Source organism: Rhodopseudomonas sp. P1 (genome assembly GCF_039642825.1).
GTDB classification, from domain to species: domain Bacteria; phylum Pseudomonadota; class Alphaproteobacteria; order Rhizobiales; family Xanthobacteraceae; genus Rhodopseudomonas; species Rhodopseudomonas palustris_H.
This window is the reverse complement of the sequence record NZ_CP088006.1, coordinates 2608223-2627666: the sequence shown is the minus strand read 5'-3', so window position 1 is coordinate 2627666 and position 19444 is coordinate 2608223. Positions and strand designations below refer to the sequence as shown.

The following is a 19444-nucleotide window of genomic DNA, read 5'->3' as shown; positions in this document are numbered from 1 at the left end:
GTCAAAGGAGATCATCACAGTATGACCATCGATCCCCGCATCACCACCATCGCGGATGAAGCGACCGTCTGGCGCCAAGACATCCACGCTCATCCGGAACTTATGTACGACCTCGACCGCACCTCGGCTTTGGTCGCCGATCTGCTGCGTCAGTTCGGCTGCGACGAGGTGGTGACGGGGCTGGGACGAACCGGCGTTGTCGGCCTGGTGCACGGTCGGGGTCGTAGCGCCAATCGCGCTATTGGCCTCCGCGCCGACATGGACGCGCTTCCAATCGAGGAAGACACCGGCGTCGCTTACGCATCGCAGACGCCCGGCCGGATGCACGCTTGCGGCCATGATGGTCACACCGCAATGCTGCTCGGCGCAGCCAAGCATCTGGCCGCCACGCGAGATTTCAACGGCTCGGTGGCCTTCATCTTCCAGCCGGCAGAGGAAGGCGGCGCCGGCGCCAAGGCGATGATCGAGGACGGTCTCTTCAGCCGTTTCCCGATCGACGAGGTCTATGGCATGCACAACAAACCCGGCCTTCCGATCGGACAGTTCGCCACGCGCACGGGCGCGGTCATGGCATCGACCGACCGCGTCGAAATCGAGATCGAAGGCATCGGAGGTCACGCCGCACGGCCGCAGCATTCAATCGATCCGGTTGTGGTCGGGGCGCAGATTGTCACCGCGCTGCAAACGATCGTATCTCGAACGCTTGACCCGCTTGCTTCCGCGGTTGTTTCGATCACCAACTTCCATGCCGGCTCGGCATTCAACGTCATCCCGCAGAAGGCCAATCTGGTCGGCACCGCGCGCGCGCTCGATGGCAAGGTTCGTGACCGGCTGGAGGCCCGCATCGCGGAGCTCTCAACACTGATTGCCCAGGCTCATGGGGCGACGGCCCGGGTCACTTACGAGCGCGGCTATCCGGTGACCTGCAACCACGCTGAACAGACCGCTTTTGCAGCGGACACGGCCGCTGCCATCACCGGCAACGACCAGGTCGATCGCGATCTTGCCCCGATGATGGGCGCCGAGGACTTTTCCTACATGCTCGAACAGCGCCCGGGCGCGCTGATCTTTCTCGGCAATGGTGACAGCGCCGGGCTGCATCACCCGCGCTACGATTTTGCCGATGCTGCGATTCCTTATGGCATCGCCTACTGGTCCAAGCTGGTGGAGCGCGCGCTGCCTTTGTGAGCAGCGCATTTCCGTAATCAATGAAAGATTAGACCTGCGCTGACCGCAATCGATGGAACGAAATCACCCAGTGAACGGAAAAATCAGCATGGTTTGAACGTGCCTCACAAAGTATCGTCCCGGACCGCCAGCCGTTTTGCACCGCAATCACAAGCATTCCAGGAGAAGCGATGCCCCTCTCGCGGATCGAGATTAGCCGCCGCACTGCGCTACTGACGTCGGCCGCGATCGCCGCCAATGTGATCAACCCGATGCGCGCCTTCGCCCAGGAGACGCCGCGCAAGGGTGGCGTTTTCAACGTCCATTATGGCGCCGAACAGCGACAGCTCAATCCGAGCCTGCAGGCCTCGACCGGCGTCTACATCATCGGCGGCAAGATCCAGGAACCGCTGGTCGACCTCGACGCGGCCGGCAATCCGGTCGGCGTGCTGGCGGAGAGCTGGGAATCCACGCCCGACGGTAAGACCATCACCTTCAAGCTGCGCAAGGGCGTGACGTGGCACGACGGCAAGCCGTTCACCTCCGAGGACGTCGCCTTCACGGCGATGAATATGTGGAAGAAGATCCTCAACTACGGATCGACCCTGCAGCTGTTCCTCACCGCGGTCGACACGCCCGATCCGCAAACCGCGATCTTCCGCTACGAGCGGCCGATGCCGCTGAACCTGCTGCTGCGCGCGCTGCCGGATCTTGGCTACGTCTCGGCCAAGCACATCTACGAGACCGGCGACATCCGCCAGAATCCGGCCAACCTGGCGCCGGTCGGCACCGGCCCCTTCAAGTTCAACAAGTACGAGCGCGGCCAGTACATCATCGCCGACCGCAACGACAATTACTGGCGGCCGAACGCTCCCTATCTCGACCGCATCGTCTGGAAGGTGATCACCGACCGCGCCGCGGCCGCCGCGCAGCTCGAAGCCGGCGGACTGCAGCTCAGCCCGTTCTCTGGTCTGACGATTTCCGATATGGCTCGGCTCGGCAAGGACAAGCGCTTCGTCGTCTCCACCAAGGGCAACGAAGGCAACGCCCGCACCAACACCATCGAGTTCAACTTCCGCCGCAAGGAGCTGTCGGACATCCGCGTCCGCCGCGCCATCGCGCACGCCATCAACGTGCCGTTCTTCATCGAGAACTTCCTCGGCGACTTCGCCAAGCTCGGCACCGGCCCGATCCCTTCAACCTCGACGGACTTCTATCCGGGCCCGAACACGCCGCAATATCCCTATGACAAGCAGAAGGCGATCGCCCTGCTCGACGAGGCCGGGCTGAAGCCCGGCGTCGGCGGCAACCGGCTGTCGCTGCGGCTGCTGCCCGCGCCGTGGGGCGAGGATATCTCGCTGTGGGCGACCTTCATCCAGCAGTCGCTCGGTGAGGTCGGCATCCAGGTCGAGGTGGTGCGCAACGACGGCGGCGGCTTCCTCAAGCAGGTCTATGACGAGCACGTCTTCGATCTCGCCACCGGCTGGCACCAGTATCGCAACGATCCTGCGGTCTCGACCACGGTGTGGTATCGCTCCGGTCAGCCGAAGGGCGCGCCCTGGACCAACCAATGGGGCTGGGAAGACCCGACGATCGACAAGATCATCGACGACGCCGCCACCGAAGTCGATCCGGCCAAGCGCAAGGCGCTGTATGCCGACTTCGTCACCCGCGCCAATACCGAGCTGCCCATCTGGATGCCCATTGAGCAATTGTTCGTCACGGTGATCACCGCGAAGGCGCGTAATCACTCCAATACGCCACGCTGGTCGTCGTCGACCTGGCATGATCTTTGGCTGGCCGAATAGCGCCAACTCCGCCAGAATAGCTGCATGCGTATCCTGAACCTCGCGGGGCGGCGGCTCGCCGCCTCGATCCCGACCTTGTTTCTCATCCTGATCGGCATCTTCCTGCTCCTGCAATTTGCGCCGGGCGACACCGTCGACGCGATGATGGCACAGATGGGTGGCGGCGACGCCGCGACCGCGCGCGAACTGCGGCAGTTCTACGGGCTCGATCTGTCGATCCCGATGCAACTCGGCCACTATCTGTGGCGGCTGGTGCGGTTCGACCTCGGCTTCTCGTCGATCTACGGCAAGCCGGTCGCCAGCGTGATCCTCGAACGGCTGCCGCCGACGCTGCTGCTGATGACCGCGTCGCTCTCGTTCGCGTTCTTTGCCGGCCTCGTGCTTGGCGTGGTCGCCGCACGCGGCGTCAACAAGTGGCCGGACACGCTGATTTCGACGCTCGGCCTGATCTTCTACGCGACGCCGTCGTTCTGGTTCGGGCTGATGGCCATCGTGGTGTTCTCCGTCTATCTGCAATGGCTTCCGGCAGGCGGCTTCGAGGACATCGGCCAAGCGGCGACCGGCCTCGCACGAACGCTCGATATCGCGGCACATCTGGTGCTCCCGGCGCTGACGCTCGGGCTTATCTTCCTGGCGATCTACTTGCGCATCATGCGGGCCTCCATGCTCGAAGTGCTCAATCTCGATTTCGTTCGCACAGCGCGCGCCAAGGGACTCGACGAGACCCGCATCGTCGTCCGCCACGTGCTCCGCAACGCATTGCTGCCGATGGTGACTCTGATCGGCCTGCAGGCGGGCACCATGCTGGGCGGCTCGGTGGTCGTCGAGAGCGTGTTCTCGCTGCCGGGCCTCGGCCGGCTTGCATATGAATCGGTCGTGCAGCGCGACCTCAACACGCTGCTTGGTATCGTGTTCGTCTCGGCGCTCCTGGTGATCGCCGTCAACTTCCTGGTCGACCTGCTGTACGCCCGCCTCGACCCTCGCATCTCGTCGGGAACTTGACGCGATGGATGCGCTCAAACGCTACTTCCGCAGCCCGGCCGCCATCGTCGGCCTGATCCTGTTGCTGCTCATCATCGGCATGGCGATCAGTGCCGGCTGGTTCTATCCCCGCGATCCCTTGGCGCTAGCCGGCCGTCCCCTGATCTGGCCATTCAGTAATCCCCGTTTCTTGCTCGGCACCGACAATTCCGGCCGTGACATCGCCGCCCAGATCTTCCACGGCGCACGGATCGCGCTCCTGATCGGCGGCGCTGCCACCGTGATCGCTATTCTGATCGGCGTGCTGATCGGCGCGTTCGCGGGCTATTTCGGCGGCTGGGTCGACACTGTCCTGATGCGAATTACAGAGGCATTCCAGACCCTGCCGAACTTCGTGCTGCTGCTGGTGCTGGTCGCGGTGTTCGGCTCGACGCTGACCACGGTGACGATCGCGGTCGGCATCGTGTCGTGGCCGGCGCCAGCACGACTGACGCGTGCCGAATTCCTCAGCTTGCGCAATCGCGAGTTCGTGCAAGCAGGTCGCACGCTGGGCATGAAGGATCTGCAGTTGATCCTCGGCGAGATCCTGCCCAACGCGCTGCCGCCGGTGATCGTCTATGCCAGTGTGGTGATGGCGGTGGCGATCCTGCTCGAGAGCGCATTGGCCTTCCTGCGGCTGTCAGATCCGAATGTCGCCTCCTGGGGCAATCTGATCGGGCTCGGCCGCGACGTGTTGCGCGTCCAATGGTACGTCGCCGCGATCCCCGGCATCGCCATCCTGATCACCGTGCTGGCGGTATCGCTGGTCGGCCAGGGCCTCAACGATGCGCTCAACCCGAGGCTGAAGGGCCGATGACCACGCCCGCAGTTCTTACGCTCGACAAACTCAGCGTCCGGCTGCCCGCCGGCGCCGACCGGTCGCACGCGGTGCGCGAAGCATCGCTGACGATCGCCGCCGGCGAAATCCTTTGCGTGGTCGGCGAGTCCGGCTCCGGCAAATCGATCATGGCGAACGCCGTGATGCAGCTCCTACCCGGCGGCGTCGCGCTCGATGGCGGCTGCGTGCTGTTCGAGGGGCGTGACCTTGCGCAGGCCAGCGCCGCGGAAATGCGCAAGGTTCGCGGCGCAGGCATCGCCATGGTGTTTCAGGAGCCGATGACCGCGCTCAATCCGCTGCGCACCATCGGTGATCAGATCGGTGAGATGTTCTCGATCCACACCGATCTGTCAAAGCGTGACATCAAGGCCAAGGTGCTGGCGCTGCTGACCGACGTGCGGATCCCCGATCCGGCGCGTGCCGCCGGCGCGTATCCGCACGAACTCTCCGGCGGCCAGCGCCAGCGCGCCATGATCGCGATGGCGCTGGCGCTCGATCCCAAGCTGCTGATCGCCGACGAACCAACGACTGCGCTCGACGTTACCACACAGGCGCAGATCCTCACTCTGATCCGCGAACTCCAAAGCCGGCGCAACACTGCGGTGCTGTTCATCACCCATGATTTCGGCGTCGTCGCCGAGATCGCCGACCGCGTCGTGGTGATGCAGCACGGCGTCATCGTCGAACAGGGCAAGGCCGACGACGTGTTGAACCGGCCACAGCATGCTTATACGCGGCAACTGATTGCGGCGGTGCCGCCGCTGACGGCCCCGCCGCCGCGTCCGTTCGGCAGCGACACGATCCTGAGCATCGACAACGTATCGAAGACGTTCCGCACCGGCGGCTTTCTCGGCCGCGGCGCGCGCGTCACCGACGCGGTGAAGACCGTCTCGCTGAAATTGCCGAAGGGAGCGACCCTCGGCATCGTTGGCGAGAGCGGCTCCGGCAAGTCGACGCTGGCGCGCTGCATCATCCGGCTGCTCGATCCAGACGCGGGCTCAATCCTGCTAGACGGCCGTGACTGGGCGACGATGCCGCGCGAGCAGGTGCGGCGCGAAACGCGCCACATGCAGATGGTGTTTCAGGACCCGTTCGCCTCGCTCAATCCGCGGCACAAGGCCGAGGAACTGGTCGCGCAAGGCCCGATCATCCACGGCACGCCGCGCAAGCAGGCAATCGCCGAGGCCCGCAAACTGTTCGAGTTGGTCGGGCTCGACCCCGCCGCCGGCGACCGGCTGCCGCACGAATTCTCCGGCGGCCAGCGCCAGCGGATCGGCCTCGCCCGCGCGCTGGCGCTGAAGCCCGACGTGCTGATCGCGGATGAAGCCGTATCGGCGCTCGACGTTTCGGTGCAGGCGCAGGTTCTCAAGCTGCTAACCGACTTGCGCGAGCAACTTGGGCTGTCGATTATCTTCATCACCCACGATCTGCGCGTCGCGGCGCAGATCTGCGACCTCGTCGCCGTGATGAAGGACGGCGCTGTCGTCGAGCACGGCCCCGCCGGTGACGTCTTCAACGCCCCGCAGCACCCCTACACGCAAGCCCTGCTCGCCTCGATCCCTGGCGGAGATTTCGCGCGCTGCCACGCAGTGACCTAGCCGAGCTACGGACCAGATCGTCGCCTGCCGGCAGACACCACCTCCACGTGGATGGGGGCCACTAGCCAGAATGCCGACAACGATCGATGATCCAACTGACAAGGCGCCCTTCGGCCTCGGATAGCGGCTGCTCAACGAGGTGACAGAGGTAATAGTCTCGGCCGTCTTCAATCTGATGGTCGAAGAGGCGTGACAGCCCTCCTTCGTCGGCAAAGACATCGACGAGCGAGGGACGCAGCAGAGCGATGCCCAGACCATCAAGCGCCGCCTGCAAGGCGAGATTGCCGTCCTCCACCAACAGGCCGGTGCCGGGCTCGCCCTCGATGTGGTGCAGATCCCACCATTGCTGCCAACCGCCGAAGTCCTGATCGTGAATCAGCGCGTAGTTCTGAAGCAATTTCGGATCGGTGGCCGCTTCCCGATGTCGGGCCAGGAACGCCCGGCTGCAATACGGCGCGATTGCGCCGGATAAAATCCGATGAGCTTTGTAGCCCTTCCAACTGCCCTCGCCGAACCGAACCGACAGATCCGCTGAATCGCTGACGTAGTTGCGATGGTGGGTGTAGGAGATGCTGAGATCGATATCCGGATTTCGATCCAGAAATTCCTGGATGTGACGGAACAGCCAGGCCCTGGCGAATAGCGGGATAACGCCGAGCCGAACCTGCGTACTCCGGCTGCCCTCCCGAAGCTGATCGGTCGCGCCGCGCAGGACGGCGAATGCGGCGCGAACCGAACGAAAATACTCACGCCCCGCGTCAGTCAAAACGAGGCCCCGCCCCTGACGCCGCGTGAGCGGCTGCCCCATGAAATCATCGAGCACGGCAAGTTGATGGCTGATCGCCGAAGGCGAGACCCCCAGCTCACGGGCTGCCGCGGTGGCTCCCCCGAGCCGTGCGACCGCTTCGAAGGCGCGCACCGAGGTCAGTGGGGGCTCGCTGCGCTCAATCATCTCAACCCCTCATATATTGAATAATTCTCATAATTATCGGCTGTTGACGGCTAAAATTCCACATATATCCTTGATTTATGTGAGAAATATTCAACTACAAAGATGGTCGGAGAGAGTAATTCCTTCTCCGCTTCTGTTAAGCCCGCCCGCCCCGGCTAGCGCACCGTCTCCGCCGAGACTTTGCCGGCCGCACGAACATCGCATCCGCTAAACGGAGCCGAAATCATGACGATGCAGCCCCTCTCACGACGCGCCTTCCTGTCCTCGGTCGCCTTTGCCGCCCTCGCCGTCACCCAACCCAGCATCGTTCATGCGCAGGACACTCCTAGTCGGGGTGGCGTTTTGAACGTTCACATGAATGCCGAGCAGCGCGTCCTGAACCCTGCGATCCGGGCATCGGTCGATGTTTACCTGGTCGGTAGCAAGATCGTCGAGCCACTGGTGGATCTGGACGATCAAGGCCGACCGGTCGGCGTATTAGCGACAGCCTGGAAAACGTCAGCCGACGGCAAGACGATCACCTTCAACCTTCGTGAGAACGTCAAATGGCATGACGGCAAGCCGTTCACGTCGGCAGATGTTCAGTACACGGCGATGGAGCTGTGGAAGAAGTACCTGAACTACGGCTCGACCTTGCAGAAGAGCCTGCAAGCGGTCGATACGCCGGACCCGGTCACGGCCGTGTTCCAGTATTCTGAACCGATGCCGCTGGACCTGCTGCTGCGCGCTTTGCCCGACCTCGGATATATCGCGCCGAAGCACATCTATGAGGGCACGAATATTCTCGAAAACCCGGCGAATATCGAGCCGATCGGGACCGGTCCGTTCAAATTTGTGAAGTACGAGCGCGGTCAGTACATCATCGCCGAGCGCAACCCGGACTACTGGCGCAAGGGCTTCCCGTATCTCGACCGGATCGTGTGGAAGTTCATTCCCGACAAGACCGCTGCGGCGATGGCGCTGGAAACCGGCTCGGTGGACCTCAGCGCCTACACGTCGTTGACGTTGTCGGACATTAATCGGCTGCGCGAGCACAAGGATTTCATCGTCTCCACCAAGGGCAACGAAGGCAACGCGGTGCAGAATACGGTGGAGTTCAACTTCCGCCGCAAGGAGCTGGCGGATATTCGCGTCCGGCGCGCCATCATACACGCCATCAATACCGACTTCTTCATCGAGAACCTGCTCTATGGCTTCGGCAAACGCGGCCAAGGCCCGATCCCCCAGTCGTCGGACTTCTTCGTCGCAGGCGCGCCGGATCTGAAATACGACGTTGCGCTCGCCAATAAGCTGCTGGACGAGGCTGGATATCCGCGCACCAACGGGCAACGCTTCAAGCTGCGACTGCTGCCCGCACCGTGGGGCGAGGACGTCAGCTCCTTCGCGACCTTCATCCAGCAATCGCTGACAGAGGTCGGCATTCAGGTCGAGATCGTACCGCGTGATGCGGCCGGCTTTTTGTCCGACGTGTACCGCGATTGGAATTTCGACCTGGCAACCGGACGCCACCAGTACAGGAGCGACCCTGCGGTCAGCACAACGGTCTGGTATCGCTCCGGCGCCACCAAGGGAGCGCCATGGACGAACCAATGGGGCTGGCAGGATGCCGAGATCGACCGGGTGATCGACAAGGCCGCAATCGAGCTCGATCCGCAGGCCCGCAAGCGGCTCTACGCCGAATTCGTCAAGCTAGCCAACACCGAGGTGCCGGTCTGGATGGCGACCGACCGCGAATTCATTACGGTCACGAACAAGAAGCTGCGCAATGATCGCAACACCCCGCGCTGGCCTTCGAGCAGCTGGTATGACCTGTGGGTGCAGAAATGAGGAGCGTCCCGTTGAAACTGAACGCCACCCCCTATCCGTTTCCGCTGCACGGCCCGCTGACGACGCACAACACCGCGCTGCTGGTCATTGATGTCCAGGGTGATTTCTGCGCCGAGGGCGGCTACATGCACCAGTTCGGCTTCGACCTCTCCGCCCTGCAGCGGCCAATCCCGGTGATCGCCCGCGTCCTGGCAGCCTGCCGCGCGGTCGGCATGCCGGTGATCCATACCCGCGAAACCTTCAAGCCCGACCTTTCGGACGTCCAGCCGCATCGGCTCTGGCGCGGCATCGACGGTAAGGGCGTGGCGGTCGGCGACGAGGGGCCGAAGGGGCGCTACCTGATCGAGGGTGCCGAGTGCTGGCAGATCATCCCGGAGCTCGCGCCGCAGGATGGAGAGCCGGTGTTCGACAAGCCATCCTACGGCGCCTTCGGCTTCACGGGCATCGAGAAGTATCTGCGTGAGCGCGGTATCACAAACCTGATCCTGACCGGGCTCACCACCGATTGCTGCATCCACACCAATGTGCGCGAGGCGCTCGATCGCGGCTTCGACTGCCTGACGCTGGCGGACGGCACCGGCGCCTGTTTCGAGGCGGTGCACGAGGCGGCGATCCAGTTACTGATCAAGAAAAGCGGCGTGTTCGGCGCCGTCGCCGAGAGTCCGGCGCTGCTCGAGGCACTGCAGCGACTGCCGGTCGCGGAGGCGGCTTCATCATGAGTGAGGACCAGGAACTCGGCATCCTCGCCCGCCGGCGGATCGAGGCCGGCGTCATCAAGCCGATCTACGAGACGCTATGTGCGCATCTCGGCAAGGAGCGGGCTCAATCGCTGATCGGCGAGGCCATTGCCAAGACCGCGGTCGAAGCCGGCCGCGACTTTGCGGCCCGCGTGCCGGGCGGAGCGGATATCCGCAGCTTCGTGGAGCTGCAAAAATTGTGGACCCAGGACGACGCGCTGGAGGTCGAGGTTCTGCGCGCGGATGACGGCGGCTTCAGCTACGACGTGCATCGTTGCCGCTATGCCGAGATGTATCGCGAGATGGGGTTGGCGGAGATCGGACACCTGCTCTCCTGCAACCGCGACCACGGCTTCATCGAAGGCTACGATCCCCGCGTCGAGTTGACCCGCACGCGCACCCTGATGTCGGGCGGCGCGTGTTGCGATTTCCGATACGAAGTCAAAGCCAGCGCAAAGACATAATCGGACGGCGCGGCAGAACAGGTTCGTCCGCGCCTCGTCAGCCGATCTCCTTGGCGTCCCGGTGCCGGTACAGCACCATCATCAGCGGCGCGAACGGACGCAGCAATTCGTTCGCGGGGATCGGCGTCGGCTCGGTGAAGGGCAGCGCCAGTTCGCCATCCGGCGCGCCGCGGATGGCTTTGGACAGTTCGCGGCCGAGCGCGACCGACAACGCCACGCCGCGGCCGTTGCAACCAGTCCAACCATAGGCGTTGGGGCCGAGGCGGTGGATGTGCGGCAGGTAGTCCGTCGTCATGCCGATGAAGCCGTTCCAGACGTAGTCGAACCGCACCTCGCCGATCTGCGGCCACAAGCTCTGCAGCCGCTTGCCGACCCGCGCCTTGAGCGTCGCGACCTGGTTGAACGGCCGGATGATGGCGCCGCCGGTGACGAAGCGGTTGCGCGCGTCGAACCGTCCGAAGATCAACTCGCCATGGGTGTCGGACATCGCCTGGCGGCCCGGGATGATGGTCTTGCGCACATTGTCGCTCAGCGGCTGCGTCGCCATCTGCCACGACCGTACCGGCATGACCTCGCTGGCGATCGCCGGCGCCAACGTCTTGGAGAATTCGCCGGTGTAGGCGTTGCTGGCGACCACCAGCGCCCGGCCGCTGATCTCGCCCTGCGCCGTCTTGACGATCCAGCGATCGCCGCGCCGCTCGATGCTCACTGCCGGCGAGCGCGCGAAGATACGACCACCTTGCGCCAGCACGGCACGAGCTAGTCCGCGCGCCAGCGCCAGCGGATTGACGTGGCCGCCGGTCCTGTTCCAGAACCCGCCGAACCAGGCTTCGGAACCGAGCATGTCGCGCACTTGATCGCGTGACAGCAGCTCGACCGGCGCGCCGAACTTCGACCACTGCCGGAATCGTCGCTCGGCGATCTTGATGCGGCCCGGCGAATGCACCGGCTGCACCCAGCCGTTCTGCTCCTGCTCGGCGTCGACGCCGTGGCGTTTGGCGACATCGAACAGGATCGACGCGCTGTCGCGGATCAGCCCGACCAGCCGCTCTCCTGCAGCACCGTGCTTGGCGACGATGTCCTCCGGGTCGGGCCGCGACAACGTCGGAATCACCTGGCCATTGTTGCGACCGGATGCGCCCCAGCCGGGCTCCGCCGCCTCGACGACCGCGACATCGACACCGGCCTCACGCAGATGCAGCGCCGTCGACAGCCCACTAAAGCCGCCGCCGATCACCACCACATCGGCCTCCTCCGCGCCATGTAAGGCCGGCAACTCTGGTCCGGGTCCAGTCACCGCATGCCAGAGAGATTTCGGCCAGGAGACATCGGTCGTTGTCATATCAATTGTTTCCGGTGATCGACGGATAAGGGCGGTGCTGGCGGATTGTATTTTGCCGGGAGGCAATCCGTCTATTCTACTGCTATCGCCAGCGTTGGGACAGCAGACATCCAGTCATGCGCCCGCGCGCCCCGAGCACCGCATTCCCGGTTCACCCGCCTCCGATACGCGCTGGTCTGTCCTGCTTGACGATCACACGCGACGGACCCTGCTTGCGCGGGCTTCTTCGGCCCCAAGGCGTGCCACGACATAGGCTTCTTCGTAGGCACCTCGAGGCGTTCGCCGACGCTAGGCGCTGTGGCTGACGACCGTGCTGTAGATGCGTTCGAGGAGCGATAAAGCGCCGCGGTAGCCGACGTAACTCCTCGACAACACGACCTCATAGGAGGCCGGAAATCCGACTTCAATCAATGACCCTTTCATCTCCTTGACCAGGTCGCGCTCCCACGTGGTTCCAAAGATGATCGGAGGCTTGTGGCCGAAGTCGGCATTCCTGAGCGCTTGGTGAATGGTGTAGCTGTCTTCGACAAACTCCACGTCGACCGAGACGTCATCATCAATCGCACGGAATTCAGCCTGAATTGCTTCGCGATGCTCAACAGGCGGATCTTCGGTGACGATTTGCTTGGCCGGAATCAATCCAAGCTGCGTCACGAGGAATTTCGTCAGCGCCAGATTGTAGGCACTGTCACCGATCACCGCAAAGCGCGCCGGCAAGCCCCACCAATACTCTGAGTAGAAATCGGTAAATCCATCGATGTAGTTGTAGTATCGCTTCTCTTCCTTGGCGATGAACGCCTCGACCACATCGGCCGAGATGCCGGCGAATGCGGCCACCTTCCGCAAGAATGCTCCGCTCTCCCGCGCGCCGATCGGAACCACGGGGATGTGCAGATAAGGCTGCTCGTACCGGCGAGCGAGCAGCTCAGCCGTCGACAATCCAAGCCAAGGCGACAGCACCAAATTGAACTGCGCGCGCGGGATGTTCCGCCACTCGCTCAGTCCCTCGGAATCCGGGCCGAACAGCACATTGACGTTCAGGCCAATACCCTCCAGCAGCCGCTTGATCTCCTCGAGATCGCCGCGCCAGAACGTGTTTTGATATGGCAGCAGCGACCAGAGATTGACCGTCCCCCGCTCCCGCACGCCGTCCCAGGGACCGAGATACTGTTCGATGATCGCGTGCGTCACCGCCTCGTGGCCGGTGAAGTTGTTGCCGCGAAACCCTCCGGTCTCGGCATAAACGATCGGAACCCCGCGCTTCTGAAAATCACGGACCACCGATCCGACGTCGTCTCCGACGAGGTCCGGAATACAGCCGGTGAGCACGACGAACAAATCGGCATCCAAGACCAGCTGCGAAGATTCGATCAGTTCGCGCAACCGGTCAGCGCCGCCGAAAATCACCTCGCGCTGCGATGCATTGGTGCTCGGAACGACCGGCCCACCCCCATAACCACTGCCTTGGAAGCCGTTGTAGAAAGTGAGGTTCATGTACTGCTTGTCGGCACAGCCGGGCCCGCAATGCGTGATGGGCACCACCCTGGGGATCGCCGCAGCGGTCTGCATCGCGCCGATTGCGCACACATAGCGCACCAGTTCGATCGCACCCGACTTGTCGGCATCGGGCGTGATTTCTGTCGGTCGCGACTTGAGGGCGAGGATAGCCATGATGAGTCCCTTTACGAGGCGGCTCGTGCGAGCGCGAACGGATCCTTCTGCGCCAGCCAGGATTGTTTGTACGGAAGGCTCACCCGCCTCGCGATATCCTTATGGAATTTGCGATGCTGGAGCGCGGCGAGGATCGATTCCCCGAGGTTCACCATGCCTTGATAGCCCAACGCATGGTGCTCATCGCCGAGCGGAATGGCGGGAATTCCGAGGCGAGCGGCAAGTGGCGCCAACCCGTTGTGCCGGATGATAATGAAGTCCGGTTTCACCCGCTGAAGCAGATTGTAGAACTGGTACTGCTGGCGATTGCCCACGGTGAAGTGGCGCACGTCGCCATAATTCTCGATCAGATGGCCGAGCGAGTCCTGCCTGGGATCCTCGCTGTCGTAGACCGGATCGTGGTGGAACACCAAGGAGCCATCCACCTCCACCCCGATCTCGCGCAGCACCCCGATCAGACCGTGAGAATAGGCCGAGCCCGTCGCCACATAGCCCTTGAGGCCTTTCAGTTTCGGCCGCAACTCATCGAGCAGCGGCTTGACCCGTGCATGCTCGCGGGCGATGTAATCTTCGGCTTGCGCCTCGCGGCCTGTGACACGGGCAAGCTCACGCAGCCACGCATCCGTCCCCGCAAACCCGTAGGGTTGTGGCGCCTTGATCTGCTCGACGCCGAACTCCTGCTCCAATGCCGTCGCCAGATAGGTGCCGAGCGTGTAGCAAAAGCTGACGGTTGCGCGCGCCTCCGACATCTGCGCGAGTTCGTCGACCGTCGCCATGTCGACCACATAGTTCACACGCAGACCGAGTTCGCCGAGCATCGGGCTGAAGACGTCGGTGCCCCACAGATTGATCACGTTGATCAGATCGTCCTGGCGCTTCTCCGGGTTGCGGCGCACGATATGCCGCAAAATGCCGTGCTGGGTCGCATCAAATCCGGTCGACCAGTGCTTGGATTTGAAGCCTTCGCAATGCAGCGGGATGATCGGGATGCCGAACTCGGCTTCGGCGGTCCGTGCAACGCTCTCGATGTCATCGCCGATGATGCCGCTGGCGCAGGACGTCGCGATGAACACCGCCTTGGGTTGGTGGCGTTCGACGGCCAGCCGGATCGCTTCGGCCAGCTTTTCGGCACCGCCATAAACCATGTCGCGTTCGCGCAGATTGGTTGAGATGAACCGAATGTTCTGGACCGGCAATCCACGCATCGCCAAGCCGTTGCGATAGATCGAATTATAGATCACCTGCCCCGCCCCGCAGCCGATCGGCGAATGCTGGATCAGGACGGCGTCCCGGATATTGCCAGCCTGACACTCCACCATTTGCTCGCTGCAGACCGAACCCTGGGTAAACGGCCCTTCAAGCTCGCAAACCCGTCGCGCCTTCGTTCCGCAGCCGCCACAGTCGCCGCGCGAAAACGCCGACTCGTCGGCCAGCTTCGACGCGGTACCGTCCCATCCGATGATGGTGCCGAGCCGCTGTTCGCGGGTCTCGACGCTCGATGTCTTCAGATTCAGAACCATTCTGCGCCTCTAAAGCTGGAGGAAGAGTCTGCGACACGCTCGCGCGATTGCCGCCACAGCCGGGATCAGGCCACCTGCCGCTCCGCCTCGGCCCGTTCGGCGGCAACCAGATGGTCAGCCCAGCGAGCGGACCATTCGCGAAGCTGCTGCGGATTCAGCGGCGTCGGCACCTTCGACTCGGTGTGTTCGGCAATCCGGCGAGCCAGTTGCCGATAGACGTCGGCTTGCGCTGATTGCGGCGCGGCCTCGATGGTCGTCCGCCCGCTGAGCTCAGCCTGAGTCACGGTCAGGGAACGCGGAACGTACTGCACGATTGGCGTATCGGTATGCGCCGCAAAGTCATCGATCACCTCGCGCTGAAAGTCGGTGTTGATCGAGTTGGCGATGATCCCGCCGAGCAGCGCACCGCCGGAGTTCGAGAACCGCTCGATGCCACGAAACAGATTGTTGGCCGCATAGATCGCCATGAAGTCGGATGACGACACCGTGAACACATGTTCGGCGATGCCTTCGCGCACCGGCACGGCGAAGCCGCCGCACACGACGTCGCCGAGCACGTCGTAGATCACGATGTCCAGGTCCAGCTCTTCGAAGACCCGTTGCTGCTTGAGCAGTTCAACGGCTGTAATGATGCCCCGCCCCGCGCATCCGACGCCCGGTTGCGGGCCGCCGGCCTCGACGCAATAGATGCCACCGAAGCCTTGAAATATCGCCTCATAGGCATCCACGCGGCGACGTTCGGCCAAAAGATCGAGGACCGATGGAATGTACTCTCCGCCGCGAAGCGTATTGGTCGAGTCCGCCTTCGGGTCGGCGCCGAATTGCATGACCTTGTAGCCGGCCTCTGCAAGCGCGGCGCTGATGTTGGACGTCGTGGTCGATTTCCCGATGCCGCCCTTGCCGTAGATCGCGATCTGCTTGAGTTGTTTCGCCATGTGCCGTATCTCCAGGTTGTGTCAGGAAGGAACCGCCCTCAGCCGTGCGAAAAGGTCGGTTCGGCGACGATGTCGTCGCCATAGAGTTGCTGGGCGTAATCGCTGACGCCGGGAATGCCGCAGGCATCGGCCCTGCACCGCTGGCAATGGGTGAACACCCGCAGATACTTCTCCGCCGCGGCCCGCGCCGCGTATCGCATGAGCATTCCGGGTGGGTTCAGATGCGCGAAGCCGTGCTGCGGGATCAGCGGAATGATGTTGATGAGATTCGCGCCGGCCGCCGCGACGCGCGCGGCGACGGCCTCGATGTGATGATCGTTGACCGTCGGAATCAGCACGGTGTTGACTTTGACGGTCAGACCGTGGGCGGCGGCTCGGGCAATCCCCTCCAGTTGATTGGCGATCAGTCGCTCGCCGGCGACGACGCCGTTCAATCGCTTCCGTTGCCACGCGATCTTTGGCGTCACCTTCGCTTGGATCTGCGGATCGACCGCGTTGACCGTCACCGTCAGTGTCGAAATCCCGAGCGCCGCGATCTCATCGATGCGGTCCGGCAGCATCAGACCATTGGTCGATAGGCAGAGGACCAACTCGGGCCACCGCTCGCGGACCAACGCGAACGTCTGAAGCGCATGCGGCGTCGCCAGCGGATCACCAGGCCCGGCGATGCCGACCACGTTGATGGACGGGCAGAGCTCGAGTGCCCTCGCGACAATGGCCACAGCCTGCTGAGGCGTCAGCAAACGCGTGGCGACACCGGGACGCTGATCACGCCGGTTGAAATCGCGAATACAGAACGCGCAATCGATATTGCACCCCGGACTCACCGGCAGATGGAGGCGCGCCGCGCGGGCGTGCCCCTCGGCCGTTGTGCTGAAACAGGGATGTCGACCTTCCAGCTTCGGAAAGGCCGGTGCCGTCGCGACCATCCGCATTGCCTGGGCCGCGCAGTTTTGGCCGGTCTCGGTCACGATGCACGACGCTCCAGCACGGCAGATCTCGCTCCAACACAACGACGGGCGACGTTGCACCGCCGCTCAAAGATGGCACGGCCCTGACTCGAACGACCAAAGGAAACCGATGACAACGCTGCCGGCCGCACGATTTCTTTCACCAGAGCTGTCAGCAACACGACCTTCCCCACAGGCGCGCCTCGTGTTCCCGACAATCTCATCCCAGTTCCTTTCTGCCATGCTCGATCATCGCGTCATCGACGGCATCAACTAACAACTCATAGCTTTGTGAATTACCGTATTCTTGCAAGGATTGGCTTTCATAGTCTGCCAACTCACATCCGCATCGTTCTCTGAAAAGCGCGGACAGGCGAATTTGCAACTACGGTTGATTGCAATTGGTACGTGCTAACCGCTTTGCGCGAGATCCCCTGCTGGCGACCCTTGCGCCCATTCCTACGACGCGGTGTCGACGCGGATTCGCAAGCAGCTCTGTACGGCTCACGCGCCGACTATTGCGAACGTGGCGTTGTCGCCGTGAGACTGGCGGACGTCATCGCGACGCCGATCCAGAACGTTCCCCACCAATAGCTCGCAACGATTGACGGATGCGACGCGCGACATAGTGAACGAGCGAGCTCGCACACCGACGAGTTGCCGACGAGGCAGGTTGCTGCCTCCGAGGCACTCAAGTACGAAAACCTAACGACATCGCCAAACGTGATCCACCACCATCCCACCGCGCAGATCAGCATCAACGCACCGAACGCCAACAATGCGCGGCCGACCATGGTCATCGGATCACGTCGCAACACCTAGCGTGCCGAGGATTTGACGGCGCAGCTCGACCAGCACCGGATCATCGCGGTGTCGGGGATAGGGTTCGTCGAACAGAAATTCAGCTTTGATCCGCGCTGGTCTTTCACCGAACACCAGAATACGGGAGGCGAGTAACAGCGCCTCCTCGACATCATGCGTGACCAGGATCGCGGTGAACCTTTTCTTTTGCCACAGCCGCACCAGCTCGTCCTGCAACGTCAACCGCGTGAGCGAGTCGAGCTTGCCGAGCGGTTCATCCAACAGCAGCAGCGACGGATCGTTGACCAAGGCGCGTGCCAAGGACGCCCGTTGCGCCATGCCGCCGGATAGCTGATGCGGATAAGCCGTTTCGAAACCATCAAGGCCGACGAGCGCAAGTGCTTCAGCGACCCGGGAACGCTGCAGCTTGAGAACGCCTCTCGCTTCGAGACCAGTCGCCACATTGCTCCACACGTTCGCCCACGGGAACAGGGTCGGATCCTGAAACACCAGATTGCGGGATGGGTCCGGTGCAGTCACGCGCTCACCGTCAGCGAAGATCGTACCGCTCGACGGTGGTTCGAGGCCCGCGATCAGGCGCAGCAATGTCGACTTTCCGCAGCCCGATGGGCCGAGCAACGCGACGAAGTCTCCCGGAGCGACGTCCAGATCGATCGTGTCGAGGACCGGCAAGCTCGTTCCAGACAGCTTGAAACGGTGGCTGACGCCTCGGATCTCGAGCGCCATCCCGTCGCTGTCGACGTCAGCCGGGATCGTCTTTGGAGAGGCGGAGTGAACCAGCACGAGATCGGCCATCAGATGAAACCCTCCTGCCAATTCAACAGGCGATCTCGCACCACGAACAGCAGACGAATAATCCCGGCGCAGAGCAGCGCCATGATCAACAGCGCGGCGTAGACATTGGCATAGCCCGAATAGGCAGTTTGGAATTGGATGTACCAGCCGAGCCCGTATTTGGCACCGAGCATCTCAGCCACGACCAACACGGCGAAGGAATAGTACAGGGCCATAAACAGACCCACGAAGACGTGGGGCATTGCCGACGGGATCGCGACGCGACGAATGAGATAGCGGCTGTCCGCGCCGAGAATGCGCCCGACATCGTAATAGGCGCGGTTCACGGACCCCACACCCGATGCGGTGAGGATCGCCACCGGAATTCCGGACGCCAGCGCTACGATGAAGATGCTCGCGCCGAACGTGGTGGGAAAGAAGTAGAAGGTGCAGGGAATCCACGCGGTCGCCGGAACCGGTCCGATCAGCTTCAGCAGCGGCATGCCCCAATAGCTAAACCGCCGCGACCATCCGAGGGCCACCCCGACGCCGTAACCGACCACGATGCCAGACAGGAATCCCAAGGCCCAAAGCCGAAGCGTATAGCCGATGCAGATGAGCAGCCGGGACCCGTCGGTGACGTAAACATTGAGAAGTCCGTGAGGCGGTGAAAAGAACGGCTTAGGTAGCCAACCGAACTTCGCTGTCGTCAGTTCCCAGACTGCCAGCCAAATGCCTACGACGATCACCCATGGACCGTAGTGGATCAGCACCTCCCCTGCACGTCCGAGCCGATGCACGATGACCGACAGGGTGAGAAATATCGCCGCGACACCGGCGGTGATCCACGCGAACAGCGATACACTTCCCCAAGGGACGACGTCGGGTAGCCCGATTGTGACGAGTGCAGCGGCGAGCCAAGCTGCGGCGGCGAGCAGCCCGTCCCGCCAGAGGCCGTTGACCGCAGCGACGTTGCCGACAACCGCGTCGTCACCGGCGGCCTGAATGGCATCGGTCAT

Annotated in this window: 17 protein-coding genes; 9 read left to right on the top strand and 8 right to left on the bottom strand. The window is 63.0% G+C overall.

Annotated elements, in window-relative coordinates; translation table 11 throughout:
• The first annotated feature begins 21 nt into the window (after positions 1-21).
• The 5 genes from LRC39_RS12185 to LRC39_RS12165 all read left to right on the top strand — a co-directional run bounded on the left by LRC39_RS12185 (position 22) and on the right by LRC39_RS12165 (position 6431).
• A complete protein-coding gene (locus tag LRC39_RS12185; protein WP_346297439.1) occupies positions 22-1188 on the top strand; it encodes a M20 aminoacylase family protein in 1167 nt (388 codons plus the stop codon).
• Positions 1189-1358: 170 nt separating this feature from the next.
• A complete protein-coding gene (locus tag LRC39_RS12180; protein WP_346297438.1) occupies positions 1359-2975 on the top strand; it encodes an ABC transporter substrate-binding protein in 1617 nt (538 codons plus the stop codon).
• Between the two features lie 24 nt (positions 2976-2999).
• A complete protein-coding gene (locus LRC39_RS12175) occupies positions 3000-3977 on the top strand; it encodes an ABC transporter permease (RefSeq protein ID WP_263991663.1) in 978 nt (325 codons plus the stop codon).
• Between the two features lie 4 nt (positions 3978-3981).
• A complete protein-coding gene (locus LRC39_RS12170) occupies positions 3982-4812 on the top strand; it encodes an ABC transporter permease (protein ID WP_346297437.1) in 831 nt (276 codons plus the stop codon).
• Positions 4809-6431 (top strand): ABC transporter ATP-binding protein, encoded by a 1623-nt coding sequence (locus LRC39_RS12165; protein ID WP_346297436.1) that lies wholly within the window; start codon positions 4809-4811, stop codon positions 6429-6431. The genes LRC39_RS12170 and LRC39_RS12165 overlap by 4 nt, the downstream gene beginning before the upstream one ends.
• Before the next feature lie 61 nt (positions 6432-6492).
• Here the strand turns inward: LRC39_RS12165 and LRC39_RS12160 are convergent, their stop codons facing one another.
• Complete coding sequence (locus LRC39_RS12160; RefSeq protein WP_346297435.1) at positions 6493-7383, bottom strand: LysR substrate-binding domain-containing protein; 891 nt, start codon at positions 7381-7383, stop codon at positions 6493-6495.
• Between the two features lie 225 nt (positions 7384-7608).
• On the opposite strand from LRC39_RS12160, the gene LRC39_RS12155 reads away from it, so the two are divergent.
• Genes LRC39_RS12155 through LRC39_RS12145 form a run of 3 tightly spaced genes read left to right on the top strand, consistent with a single transcriptional unit; the run spans position 7609 to position 10411 of the window.
• The gene (locus LRC39_RS12155; RefSeq protein ID WP_346297434.1) at positions 7609-9210 is read left to right on the top strand and encodes an ABC transporter substrate-binding protein; all 1602 of its coding nucleotides are present in this window, start codon (positions 7609-7611) and stop codon (positions 9208-9210) included.
• 11 nt (positions 9211-9221) lie between these two features.
• Complete coding sequence (locus LRC39_RS12150; RefSeq protein ID WP_346297433.1) at positions 9222-9929, top strand: cysteine hydrolase family protein; 708 nt, start codon at positions 9222-9224, stop codon at positions 9927-9929.
• Positions 9926-10411, top strand: a complete 486-nt coding sequence (locus tag LRC39_RS12145) for an L-2-amino-thiazoline-4-carboxylic acid hydrolase (RefSeq protein ID WP_346297432.1) — start codon at positions 9926-9928, stop codon at positions 10409-10411. Before LRC39_RS12150 ends, LRC39_RS12145 begins: the two co-directional genes overlap by 4 nt.
• A gap of 37 nt (positions 10412-10448) precedes the next feature.
• On the opposite strand, the gene LRC39_RS12140 is transcribed toward LRC39_RS12145, so the two are convergent.
• The 5 genes from LRC39_RS12140 to LRC39_RS12120 all read right to left on the bottom strand — a co-directional run bounded on the left by LRC39_RS12140 (position 10449) and on the right by LRC39_RS12120 (position 16850).
• The gene (locus LRC39_RS12140) at positions 10449-11753 is read right to left on the bottom strand and encodes an NAD(P)/FAD-dependent oxidoreductase (RefSeq protein ID WP_346297431.1); all 1305 of its coding nucleotides are present in this window, start codon (positions 11751-11753) and stop codon (positions 10449-10451) included.
• A 288-nt stretch (positions 11754-12041) separates the two neighbouring features.
• Positions 12042-13424: a nitrogenase component 1 gene (locus LRC39_RS12135; RefSeq protein WP_263991656.1), complete on the bottom strand. Its 1383-nt coding sequence runs from the start codon at positions 13422-13424 to the stop codon at positions 12042-12044.
• Positions 13425-13435: 11 nt separating this feature from the next.
• Positions 13436-14944, bottom strand: a complete 1509-nt coding sequence (locus LRC39_RS12130; protein ID WP_346297430.1) for a nitrogenase component 1 — start codon at positions 14942-14944, stop codon at positions 13436-13438.
• 65 nt (positions 14945-15009) lie between these two features.
• Positions 15010-15879: an AAA family ATPase gene (locus LRC39_RS12125; protein WP_011158185.1), complete on the bottom strand. Its 870-nt coding sequence runs from the start codon at positions 15877-15879 to the stop codon at positions 15010-15012.
• A 38-nt stretch (positions 15880-15917) separates the two neighbouring features.
• Positions 15918-16850 carry a radical SAM protein gene (locus LRC39_RS12120; protein WP_346297429.1) on the bottom strand — a complete coding sequence of 311 codons (933 nt, stop codon included), beginning with the start codon at positions 16848-16850 and terminating at the stop codon, positions 15918-15920.
• A gap of 109 nt (positions 16851-16959) precedes the next feature.
• Here LRC39_RS12120 and LRC39_RS12115 point away from each other — a divergent pair, with 109 nt between their 5' ends.
• Positions 16960-17106: a hypothetical protein gene (locus tag LRC39_RS12115; RefSeq protein ID WP_346297428.1), complete on the top strand. Its 147-nt coding sequence runs from the start codon at positions 16960-16962 to the stop codon at positions 17104-17106.
• Positions 17107-17633: 527 nt separating this feature from the next.
• On the opposite strand, the gene LRC39_RS12110 is transcribed toward LRC39_RS12115, so the two are convergent.
• A complete protein-coding gene (locus tag LRC39_RS12110; protein ID WP_264055401.1) occupies positions 17634-18446 on the bottom strand; it encodes an ABC transporter ATP-binding protein in 813 nt (270 codons plus the stop codon).
• Positions 18446-19444: an ABC transporter permease gene (locus LRC39_RS12105; RefSeq protein ID WP_346297427.1), complete on the bottom strand. Its 999-nt coding sequence runs from the start codon at positions 19442-19444 to the stop codon at positions 18446-18448. The genes LRC39_RS12110 and LRC39_RS12105 overlap by 1 nt, the downstream gene beginning before the upstream one ends.

Excerpts from the sequence above, each read along its gene's own strand:
- LRC39_RS12185 (WP_346297439.1), top strand. The coding sequence starts at position 22 with ATGACCATCGATCCCCGCATCACCACCATCGCGGATGAAGCGACCGTC.
- LRC39_RS12180 (WP_346297438.1), top strand. The coding sequence starts at position 1,359 with ATGCCCCTCTCGCGGATCGAGATTAGCCGCCGCACTGCGCTACTGACG.
- LRC39_RS12175 (WP_263991663.1), top strand. The coding sequence starts at position 3,000 with ATGCGTATCCTGAACCTCGCGGGGCGGCGGCTCGCCGCCTCGATCCCG.
- LRC39_RS12170 (WP_346297437.1), top strand. The coding sequence starts at position 3,982 with ATGGATGCGCTCAAACGCTACTTCCGCAGCCCGGCCGCCATCGTCGGC.
- LRC39_RS12165 (WP_346297436.1), top strand. The coding sequence starts at position 4,809 with ATGACCACGCCCGCAGTTCTTACGCTCGACAAACTCAGCGTCCGGCTG.
- LRC39_RS12160 (WP_346297435.1), bottom strand. The coding sequence starts at position 7,383 with ATGATTGAGCGCAGCGAGCCCCCACTGACCTCGGTGCGCGCCTTCGAA.
- LRC39_RS12155 (WP_346297434.1), top strand. The coding sequence starts at position 7,609 with ATGACGATGCAGCCCCTCTCACGACGCGCCTTCCTGTCCTCGGTCGCC.
- LRC39_RS12145 (WP_346297432.1), top strand. The coding sequence starts at position 9,926 with ATGAGTGAGGACCAGGAACTCGGCATCCTCGCCCGCCGGCGGATCGAG.
- LRC39_RS12140 (WP_346297431.1), bottom strand. The coding sequence starts at position 11,753 with ATGACAACGACCGATGTCTCCTGGCCGAAATCTCTCTGGCATGCGGTG.
- LRC39_RS12135 (WP_263991656.1), bottom strand. The coding sequence starts at position 13,424 with ATGGCTATCCTCGCCCTCAAGTCGCGACCGACAGAAATCACGCCCGAT.
- LRC39_RS12130 (WP_346297430.1), bottom strand. The coding sequence starts at position 14,944 with ATGGTTCTGAATCTGAAGACATCGAGCGTCGAGACCCGCGAACAGCGG.
- LRC39_RS12125 (WP_011158185.1), bottom strand. The coding sequence starts at position 15,879 with ATGGCGAAACAACTCAAGCAGATCGCGATCTACGGCAAGGGCGGCATC.
- LRC39_RS12115 (WP_346297428.1), top strand. The coding sequence starts at position 16,960 with ATGACAACGCTGCCGGCCGCACGATTTCTTTCACCAGAGCTGTCAGCA.
- LRC39_RS12110 (WP_264055401.1), bottom strand. The coding sequence starts at position 18,446 with ATGGCCGATCTCGTGCTGGTTCACTCCGCCTCTCCAAAGACGATCCCG.
- LRC39_RS12105 (WP_346297427.1), bottom strand. The coding sequence starts at position 19,444 with ATGACCGATGCCATTCAGGCCGCCGGTGACGACGCGGTTGTCGGCAAC.